Origin of the sequence: Photobacterium makurazakiensis (assembly GCF_050336715.1) — a bacterium.
Classification (GTDB): Bacteria; Pseudomonadota; Gammaproteobacteria; order Enterobacterales; family Vibrionaceae; genus Photobacterium; species Photobacterium makurazakiensis.
On record NZ_JAKJSJ010000031.1, the window covers coordinates 73,101 to 83,260 of the forward strand.

The 10,160-nt window shown below is 46.3% G+C and carries 7 protein-coding genes and 4 tRNA genes; 10 read left to right on the top strand and 1 reads right to left on the bottom strand.

The genetic code is table 11. The features are described from left to right. Window positions 1–22: 22 nt before the first annotated feature. Window positions 23–2,560: a DNA mismatch repair protein MutS gene (gene mutS / locus L4D09_RS15095; protein ID WP_428458351.1), complete on the bottom strand. Its 2,538-nt coding sequence runs from the start codon at window positions 2,558–2,560 to the stop codon at window positions 23–25. A gap of 238 nt (window positions 2,561–2,798) precedes the next feature. Between mutS and L4D09_RS15100 the strand changes: the two genes are divergently transcribed. The 10 genes from L4D09_RS15100 (at window position 2,799) to L4D09_RS15145 (ending at window position 10,073) form a co-directional block, all read left to right on the top strand. Then, window positions 2,799–3,278: a CinA family protein gene (locus L4D09_RS15100; RefSeq protein ID WP_428458342.1), complete on the top strand. Its 480-nt coding sequence runs from the start codon at window positions 2,799–2,801 to the stop codon at window positions 3,276–3,278. 133 nt (window positions 3,279–3,411) lie between these two features. Beyond that, complete coding sequence (gene recA, locus L4D09_RS15105) at window positions 3,412–4,455, top strand: recombinase RecA (RefSeq protein WP_428458343.1); 1,044 nt, start codon at window positions 3,412–3,414, stop codon at window positions 4,453–4,455. A 104-nt stretch (window positions 4,456–4,559) separates the two neighbouring features. After that, the gene (recX, locus tag L4D09_RS15110) at window positions 4,560–5,015 is read left to right on the top strand and encodes a recombination regulator RecX (RefSeq protein ID WP_428458344.1); all 456 of its coding nucleotides are present in this window, start codon (window positions 4,560–4,562) and stop codon (window positions 5,013–5,015) included. Window positions 5,016–5,270: 255 nt separating this feature from the next. Beyond that, the gene (alaS, locus tag L4D09_RS15115) at window positions 5,271–7,895 is read left to right on the top strand and encodes an alanine--tRNA ligase (protein ID WP_428458345.1); all 2,625 of its coding nucleotides are present in this window, start codon (window positions 5,271–5,273) and stop codon (window positions 7,893–7,895) included. Window positions 7,896–7,913: 18 nt separating this feature from the next. Continuing rightward, window positions 7,914–9,092 (top strand): aspartate kinase, encoded by a 1,179-nt coding sequence (locus tag L4D09_RS15120; protein WP_428458346.1) that lies wholly within the window; start codon window positions 7,914–7,916, stop codon window positions 9,090–9,092. A gap of 85 nt (window positions 9,093–9,177) precedes the next feature. Beyond that, entirely contained in the window at window positions 9,178–9,375 is a 198-nt protein-coding gene (gene csrA / locus L4D09_RS15125) for a carbon storage regulator CsrA (RefSeq protein ID WP_428458347.1), read from the top strand. Between the two features lie 218 nt (window positions 9,376–9,593). Continuing rightward, window positions 9,594–9,685, top strand: a tRNA-Ser gene (locus tag L4D09_RS15130). Between the two features lie 37 nt (window positions 9,686–9,722). After that, window positions 9,723–9,799 (top strand) — tRNA-Arg (locus tag L4D09_RS15135). Window positions 9,800–9,852: 53 nt separating this feature from the next. Continuing rightward, window positions 9,853–9,929 (top strand) — tRNA-Arg (locus L4D09_RS15140). Between the two features lie 52 nt (window positions 9,930–9,981). Continuing rightward, window positions 9,982–10,073: transfer RNA gene (locus tag L4D09_RS15145), tRNA-Ser, on the top strand. Window positions 10,074–10,160 lie beyond the last annotated feature (87 nt).

The following is a 10,160-nucleotide window of genomic DNA, read 5'->3' on the forward strand; positions in this document are numbered from 1 at the left end:
CGCTGTAGCTGATTATAAAAGGCTACATTAAGGCCTTTAAACGGTAGAGCTCATCGAGTGCCTGACGTGGCGTCATTTCATCTGGGTTGATGTTGGCAAGTGCTTCTTCCACTTCACTAGGCTCTGGGATCAGACTGAGTTGCTGCTCTGCTTTTGGTGCCGCGCTGGTAGGTGCGACCGCTTGCTGATGGCCACTGGCTTCAAGTTGTTTTAGTTTTATTTTGGCACGCTTGATCACCGATTTAGGCACACCGGCTAAGCTCGCGACGGCAAGGCCGTAAGACTTACTAGCAGCCCCTTCCTGTACGGCATGCATAAAGGCAATTTCATCACCATGTTCAACCGCATCAAGGTGGACATTCGCCAGACCATCCATCAATGATGGTAACTCGGTCAACTCAAAGTAGTGAGTGGCAAATAACGTCATGGCTGCGATTTTATCGGCTAACCACTCAGCACTGGCCCAAGCGAGTGATAGGCCATCATAGGTACTGGTACCACGACCAATCTCATCCATTAGCACCAAACTATTTTGCGTCGCATTATGCAAGATATTTGCAGTTTCGGTCATCTCCACCATGAAGGTTGAGCGGCCTGAAGCCAGATCATCGGATGCACCAATACGGGTAAAAATTCGATCAAGAGGGCCGATTTTAACCGCTTCGGCGGGTACAAATGAACCAACGTGTGCCAGTAATGCGATCAGCGCTGTTTGACGCATATAGGTTGATTTACCACCCATATTCGGACCCGTAATGATTAACATGCGACGATCGCGATGCAGTGAGATAGGGTTAGCGATAAAGGGTTCGCTAAGTACCTGCTCTACCACAGGGTGGCGACCCGCAGTGATTTCGATCCCTGCTTTGCTGGTTAACTCTGGGCGGCAGTAATTAAGGCTATCAGCCCGCTCTGCTAAGTTGGTTAACACATCGAGTTCCGACAAGGCACTTGCAGCATCTTGTAATTGTTCGAGGTGCGGTAATAATTGATCAAATAACTCTTCCCAAAGCTTCTTCTCAAGTCCCAACGCCTTTGACTTTGAGTTGAGCACCTTGTCTTCATGCTCTTTTAGCTCGGGAATAATATACCGTTCTGCATTTTTCAAGGTTTGGCGACGAACATAGTGGCTTGGCACTAAGTGGCTTTGTCCACGGCTAACTTGAATGAAAAAACCGTGTACTTGGTTAAAGCCAACTTTGAGGCTATCAATGTCGTGGCGCTCACGTTCGTTAGCTTCTAGCTCTTCTAAGAACTTAGTCGCACCATCTGCCAGATCACGCCATTCATCAAGTTCGGCGTTATAGCCAGGGGCGAGTACGCCACCATCGCGGATCACAACGGGTGGGTTTTCAATAATGGCACGTTCTAATAATTCACAGAGCTGCTCCATTGGGGCGGCAAATTGAGCCAGCTCACCAATACGAGGTTGTGGCAGCTCTGCTAATAGTTCAGCAAGTTCAGGCAAGTGTTGCAGGGCTGTGCGCATACGGGCCAAATCACGTGGACGAGCTGAGCGCAGTGCCAAGCGAGCAAGAATACGCTCTAAGTCACCCATATGACGTAGTACACCAGCCACGTCTATAAACATGCCAGAGTCTTTAAAGGTAGCAATGGCATCAAGGCGACCGTTTAGCTGCTTTTGATCTTGAATAGGTTGATGTAACCAGCGTTTTAATAAGCGGCTGCCCATTGGGGTGGTCGTCTGATCAAGCACTGAAGCCAATGTGTTATCAAAGCCACCTGCGAGGTTTTGTGTCAGCTCAAGATTACGGCGAGTGGCGGCATCCAAGATCACGGCATGATCTTTGGTATCTTGGGTGATCGCGCGAATATGCGGGAGAGCGGTACGCTGGGTATCTTTAACATATTGCATCAAGCAGCCAGCAGCACAAAGGCCGTGTTCAGCTTGCTCAACCCCAAAACCGACAAGGTCACGAGTGCCAAATTGCAGGGTTAACTGTTGGCGTGCGGTGTCGAGATCAAACTCCCAAACCGGGCGGCGGCGAGCTCCTTTTAAACCATGGAATAAACCCAGCAGAGCAAAATCTTCAGGGTAGAGTAATTCAGCTGGGCTTGTGCGTTGCAGCTCTGCTTGCATCTCTTCTTCGGTTTTAGGCTCGGTTAACATGAAGCGACCAGAGGTAATGTCTAAGGTCGCATAACCAAAAGTACCATTATCATGGTAAATCGCAGCAATAAGGTTATCGTGACGTTCATTTAGCAGGGCTTCATCACTGACGGTGCCGGGGGTAATAATTCGGACAACTTGACGTTCAACGGGGCCTTTACTGGTCGCAGGATCGCCAATCTGTTCACAAATTGCAGCCGAAACACCTTGCTGTACGAGCTTAGCAAGGTACCCTTCGATGGAGTGGTAAGGTACTCCCGCCATTGGGATTGGCTGACCGTTAGAAGAGCCACGTTTGGTGAGGGATATGTCTAAAAGTTGTGATGCTTGTTTAGCATCATCAAAAAATAGTTCGTAGAAGTCACCCATACGATAAAATAGCAGAATGTCAGGGTTTTCGGCTTTAATCCTCAAAAACTGCTGCATCATTGGGGTGTGCTTTTCTATGCCTTTCACTGTCACGATATTGCCTGCTAAATTGTGCCGGAAGATAAAGGGATTTTATCCCTGGCTCCGGAAATAATTCTGGCCGACTAGGATACGTGAATCGGGCGGGAGGGCAAAGTGGCAAGTCATATTTTTAGCTTAGCGGCAGCTTAACTTGCTGTGCTTAAACGTGCAGAGTATCTTGTTGGCAAAGTCGGTATAGCATAGCGAGGAAGTCTGAATGGAATTGGCAGAGCGAGTAGGGCATGCGCTATCTCAGCAACAGTGGGTAGCCGCTACGGCAGAGTCATGTACAGGTGGCGGTGTATCGATGGCGATCACTGAAATAGCGGGTAGCTCAGCATGGTTTGACCGTGCATTCGTGACTTACAGCAATGAAGCTAAACAGCAAATGTTAGACGTGCAGGATGCAACGCTTAGTGTGCATGGTGCAGTAAGTGAAGCAACGGTCATTGAAATGGCAATAGGGGCATTAGCCCATTCGCGGGCTGACATCAGCGTTGCTATTAGTGGTATTGCTGGCCCTGGTGGCGGTACGGCGGATAAGCCCGTAGGCACTGTTTGTTTCGCTTGGGCGGATAAAACAGGTTGGCAGGAAGTTGAAACCTGTTTATTTTCTGGTGACCGCCAGGCTGTAAGGACGCAAGCGGTTGAGAAGTCACTGCATGGATTACTGCATCGTTTACAGTCTTTGGGGTAATCTACAAAGCTTGTAGTCAGCGTCACAAAAAAAATTTCATACAGTGCTAGACACTGTATGAATAGACAGTATACTAATCATCATTATCAGTACTTATCTCGTACTCAATATTAAGCATCCGTTGGAGAGTCGAATGGACGACAACAAGCAGAAGGCACTTGCCGCCGCGTTAGGTCAAATTGAGAAACAATTTGGTAAAGGCTCAATCATGAAATTGGGCGACAACCGCACAATGGATGTAGAAACAGTGTCAACTGGCTCTCTATCTCTTGATATTGCATTGGGTGCTGGTGGTCTACCAATGGGACGTATTGTAGAAATCTACGGTCCAGAATCTTCAGGTAAAACAACGTTAACGTTAGAAGTTATTGCTGCTGCTCAGAAAGTTGGCAAAACGTGTGCGTTCATCGATGCAGAGCATGCACTCGATCCTATCTATGCGCAAAAGCTAGGTGTTGATATCGACCAATTGTTGGTGTCACAGCCTGATACGGGTGAGCAAGCATTAGAGATTGCTGATGCGCTAGCACGTTCTGGTGCAGTCGATATTCTTGTGGTTGACTCAGTTGCAGCGCTAACACCAAAAGCTGAAATTGAAGGCGAGATGGGTGATTCGCACATGGGCTTGCAGGCACGTATGTTGTCTCAGGCGATGCGTAAGATCACGGGTAACCTGAAGCAATCTAATTGTATGTGTATTTTTATCAACCAAATTCGTATGAAAATTGGTGTGATGTTCGGTAACCCGGAAACCACAACAGGTGGTAACGCACTTAAGTTTTACGCGTCTGTTCGTCTTGATATCCGTCGTACTGGTGCAATCAAAGATGGCGATGAGGTTGTTGGTAACGAAACGCGTATTAAAGTTGTGAAGAACAAGATCGCAGCGCCATTTAAGCAAGCTGAAACGCAAATTCTGTATGGTCAAGGTTTCAACCGCAACGGTGAATTGATCGACCTAGGCGTTAAGCACAAGTTCGTTGAGAAAGCTGGCGCTTGGTACAGCTACCAAGGCGATAAAATTGGCCAGGGCAAGGCAAACTCATGCAAATACCTTGTTGAGCATCCAGAAATTGCTGCTGAAATCGAGAAGAAATTACGTGATCTGCTGTTAACGACTGCGACGGAAGAAGAAGCTCTTGAAAAGAGTGACGCAGAAGAAGATCAGGCATTTTAAGGTCATCAAAAAGAGTTGAGGCCTATAGTGCTCTCACTGCATGACAATTAATTAGAACGGGCAGGTAGTTATTACCTGCCCGTTTTGCTATCTGGACAGTAATAATGAAAAAACCTCAAAAAAGTGCGAAGGAAGCAGCGGTTGGCTATTTATCACGTCGGGATCATGCTGAAACTGAATTACGGCAAAAGCTAACAGCACGTGGGTATGAAGCGTTAGAGGTTGCTGAGGCAATTGAATTTTGCCAAGACTATAACTGGCTTGATGATGCGCGCTATGCCGAAAAAACCTTAACCAATGGTATTGCCAAAGGATGGGGAGTACTGCGCATTCGCCAAGAAATGACGATCAAGGGCGTGCATGAAAGCATTATTCAACAGCTGTTCGAAGAGGATGAGTTTGATTGGTTCGAGCATGCAAAGTCTGTAGCGGCACGGAAGTTTGGTCAGACGGAAATCGAAACGCTGAAAGAGAAAGCGCGTCGTTGTCGTTTTATGCAGTCTCGAGGGTTTGATTTTGAACAGATCAAATATGCACTCAATATTGATGAGGAATTTTAGTTGTGCAATAGCACTTAGTTGCATAAAACACTAACAAATACCGCGAAGGCTATTCAGTTTGCTATAAAATACACTAATTCTTCACATAACATTTCCCGTATTGCCCACCGTTGTTTTACAATAACCGCCAAAGAATTTATGTTAGTTCAATTATTGCCTGTTTAATTGTTATCCCATTGGGGGAACGGTGGCAGGTTCGATGACACATAAATACGACAATTCAGTTTACATATAAGCATTATTCAGGATTTGCCAATGTACATGAGCACTGATGAGATTCGCCGTGCGTTTCTTGCGTTTTTTGAGAGCAAAGGCCACCAGATCGTGGAAAGCTCTTCTCTTGTACCTGCTAACGACCCAACGTTGTTGTTTACCAATGCAGGTATGAACCAATTTAAAGATACTTTTTTAGGTCTGGAAAAGCGCAACTACACTCGAGCGACCACTGCTCAGCGTTGTGTGCGTGCTGGTGGTAAGCACAATGACTTGGAAAATGTGGGCTTTACTGCCCGTCACCATACGTTTTTTGAAATGCTGGGTAACTTCAGTTTTGGTGATTACTTCAAGCAAGATGCCATCAAGTATGCGTGGGAATTCTTAACTGACGTATTAAAGCTGCCTCAAGATCGTCTGCTGGTCACTATTTATGAGACCGATGACGAAGCATTTGAGATCTGGAACAAGGAAATGGGTATCCCTGCCGATCGTATCGTACGTATTGGTGATAAGAAAGGTGGTAAACCATTTGAGTCAGATAACTTCTGGCAGATGGGCGATACTGGCCCATGTGGTCCTTGTACCGAAATTTTCTATGATCACGGTGAGCACATTTGGGGTGGCCGCCCTGGCACGCCTGAAGAAGATGGTGATCGCTTCATCGAGATCTGGAACAACGTATTTATGCAGTTCAACCGCCAGGCTGACGGCACTATGGAGCCGCTACCAAAGCCATCGGTTGATACTGGTATGGGGATTGAACGTATCGCTGCAATTATGCAGGGTGTTCACTCTAACTACGAAATCGATATTTTCCAAACTCTGATCAAAGAAGCCGCGAGCACGATTGGTCATGACGATCTGTCGAACCAATCATTGCGCGTTGTGGCTGACCACATTCGTTCTTGTGCTTTCCTGATTGTTGATGGTGTGATGCCGTCAAATGAAGGCCGTGGCTATGTACTACGTCGTATTATTCGTCGTGCGGTACGTCATGGTAACAAGCTCGGTGCTACTGGTGCATTCTTCTACAAACTTGCAGGTCCTTTGGCTGAAATCATGGGTACTGCTGGTGAAGAGCTGAAGAAACAGCAAGCAATGGTCGAGAAAGTACTTAAGATTGAAGAAGACAACTTCGGTCGCACCCTTGACCGTGGTATGACAATCCTTGCTGATGCGATCGATAACCTTGATGGCAAAGTACTTGACGGTGAAACGGTATTTAAACTGTATGACACATACGGTTTCCCTGCGGATTTAACCAATGATGTCGCACGTGAACGCGGTTTCTCGATCGATGAAGATGGTTTCAACGATGCGATGGAAGCACAACGTCAACGTGCGCGTGAAGCGGGCACATTTGGTGTTGATTACAACGATGCGATCAAAGTTGATGCGAGCACTGAATTCTGTGGTTATAACGCAACAGAAGGTCAGGCTACTGTTGTTGCGCTTTACCGTGACGGCAATGCTGTTGATAGCATTGATGCGGGTGATGATGCTCTGGTTGTGCTTGATAACACGCCGTTCTATGCCGAGTCAGGTGGTCAGTGTGGTGATGCCGGTGTCATGAATGCTGATGTGGCATCGTTTACGGTTACTGATACCCAAAAATTTGGCAATGCAATTGGCCATGTCGGTCAATTAACCACAGGCAGCCTAAAGGTTGGTGAAACACTTACGGCAACGGTTGATGCAGCACGTCGTGCGGCAATTAGCCTGAACCACTCAGCGACACACTTACTGCATGCGGCATTACGTAACCTACTGGGTGAACATGTTGCTCAGAAGGGGTCTTTGGTGAAGCCTGATGGCTTACGCTTTGACTTCTCGAACCTAGAAGCCGTAAGCACTGAGCAACTTCGTGAAATTGAACGTGTTGTGAATGAGCAAATTCGTCGTAACCACAACATCTCAACGGATGTGATGGACATTGATTCAGCCAAAGAAAAAGGTGCAATGGCACTGTTTGGCGAAAAGTATGATGATGAAGTTCGTGTCCTTAGCATGGGTGATTACTCTGTTGAGCTATGTGGTGGTATTCACGCCGTAAACACCGGTGATATTGGTCTATTTAAGATCGTATCTGAAGGTGGTATCGCCGCGGGTATCCGCCGTATTGAAGCGGTGACTGGTGAAACGGCAATCGAAGCACTTCATGCACAAGAAGCACTACTGACTGAAACTGCTGGTCTGGTGAAATCAGATGCGGCATCTGTAGCGACAAAAGTGGGTGCATTGGTTGCTCATAGCAAGCAGCTTGAAAAAGAAATTCAGCAATTAAAAGATAAGCTTGCGGCACAAGAAGGCGCGGATCTTATCAATCAAGCGCAAGAAATTAATGGCGTAAAAGTCTTAGTCGCTAAATTGGATGACGCAGACAACAAAGCGCTACGCGGTATGGTTGATGAACTTAAAAATCAACTAGGCAGTGGTATTGTTGTTCTGGGTAACGTGAGTGGCGACAAAGTCGGCCTAATTGCTGGCGTAACCAAAGATCTTACTGGCAAAGTCAAAGCGGGCGAATTAGTTAATTTAGTTGCTCAGCAGGTTGGTGGTAAGGGTGGTGGTCGCCCTGATATGGCTCAAGCGGGTGGTACTGATGCGGCGGCTTTGCCTGCGGCACTAGAATCTGTAACACCTTGGTTAACTGAAAAACTGTAAATATTCTGGAGAGGTGAAGTGGCACTATTAGTGCAGAAATTTGGTGGTACTTCGGTAGGAAGTATCGAGCGAATAGAAGCGGTTGCTGAGCGTGTGATTAAAGCACGCCAGCAAGGCCATCAAATTGTAGTGGTTGTTTCAGCCATGGCTGGAGAAACAAACCGCTTGCTTGGTTTGGCTAGGCAAGTTGATGAAGTACCTACTCAGCGAGAGCTGGATGTACTGCTGTCGGCTGGGGAGCAAGTAACGATGGCGTTACTTGCGATGGCATTGAATAAGCGTGGCTTTAGTGCGATATCCTTAACCGCAGATCAAGTGGCTATCCGAACGGATAATGCATTTAATAATGCCAACATTATTCAGGTAGAAACAGACAATCTGAACGCGTTACTCAGTCAGGACAACATTGTTGTGGTGGCTGGGTTTCAGGGGCGTGATAGTCAAAATAATATCACGACTCTTGGCCGTGGTGGTTCAGACACCACGGCTGTTGCTATTGCTAGCGCGCTGGAAGCAGATGAGTGTCAAATTTTTACCGATGTCGATGGGGTATACAGTACTGACCCTCGATTAGTAGCTGATGCGTGTCGTTTAGCATCAATTCATTTCGATGATATGACATCGATGGCGCGACATGGCGCAAAAGTGCTACAATTACAGTCAGTTGAATATGCTCATCATCATAAGGTGCCTTTGAGGGTCTTGTCTTCGTTTGAAGACAGCGAGGGAACCTTGGTAAATTTTGAGCCATCAGCCTGTGAAGGTGCTGTTGGTGTAGCTGTTCAGAGTCAGCAAATCTTACTATCTGTACCACAATCGTTGATTGCAGTGCAGGAGCGGTTAAACCTGTTAGGTTTGAGTGCTTGGTGCTATGCTGGCTCTAATGATTCAACATCTATCGTTATAGCTAATGATGATTTAGCACGAGTTAAATTAGTGCTAGATAAAGTGGAAATAGCCCAAGAGAGTGTAACTATTCTCTCAGTGATTGGGGTGACTGATGCAAATATGGTCGAACACATCGGCTTTACTTTGTCTGAATCATCCTTGGTTATTTACCAACAACAATGGTCTGCTCGTTGTCTTTCTATTTTGATAAATGGGCAAGATCAGCAATTAGCTGTAGAGATAATCCATAAACAATTTGTGGTCGAACCAGAAAGTCTGGATAATCGGCGACTTCTCGCTGTTTCTTGAGCAGTGAACATTTACGAAAATGTAAATATTGTTGGATAATAAACGTTAACTCTTATAATACTGAGATTACTCAAGGAGCACACGAATGCTAATTTTGACACGACGCGTAGGTGAAACGCTAATGATCGGTGATGAAGTCACCGTTACAGTTCTTGGCGTTAAAGGTAACCAGGTTCGCATTGGTGTGAATGCACCTAAAGAAGTTTCTGTACACCGCGAAGAAATTTACATGCGAATTCAAGCGGAAAAAGAAGCTGGTTCCCAGGGCTCTGGTAACTACTAATTCGAAGAAGGTCAGCGATTGCTGGCCTTTTTTGTACCGCAAAGCAAATAACGCTAAATTACTGCCATAACATCAAAATATGACGATAGATTGTATTGTTACGTGTGTTTAATTGCCTTGTTGGCTATTAAATGCGCGTCCGCACTGTTTGTATCGTTTTTTCACAATAAAGTGTTTGACTTATTTTTGGCTGGCAGTAATATTGGCCCCCGCAAGACGGTGAGGTGGCCGAGAGGCTGAAGGCGCTCCCCTGCTAAGGGAGTATACGGTTTATCCCGTATCGAGGGTTCGAATCCCTCCTTCACCGCCATTATCTTTTTATAAGATTGTGGCAAAGTAACATCAGTGCGCGTGTAGCTCAGCTGGATAGAGTACCTGGCTACGAACCAGGCGGTCGGAGGTTCGAATCCTCCCACGCGCACCATTTTTATAAATAATGACATTCTTCAGGTGTCGTTGTTGTAACACCGATTTAGTGCGCGTGTAGCTCAGCTGGATAGAGTACCTGGCTACGAACCAGGCGGTCGGAGGTTCGAATCCTCCCACGCGCACCATYATTTAAATRCAGTGACAATTATTGTTGGTGTRTTTACGCTGAATTTGTGTGGTGAGGTGGCCGAGAGGCTGAAGGCGCTCCCCTGCTAAGGGAGTATACGGTTTATCCCGTATCGAGGGTTCGAATCCCTCCTTCACCGCCATTCATTCGTTAATACCAAGATGTATATCGTATTGGTGTTAATAAGTATCTTCCATAACTGGTCGATAAATAAAGCATTATCAGTGCG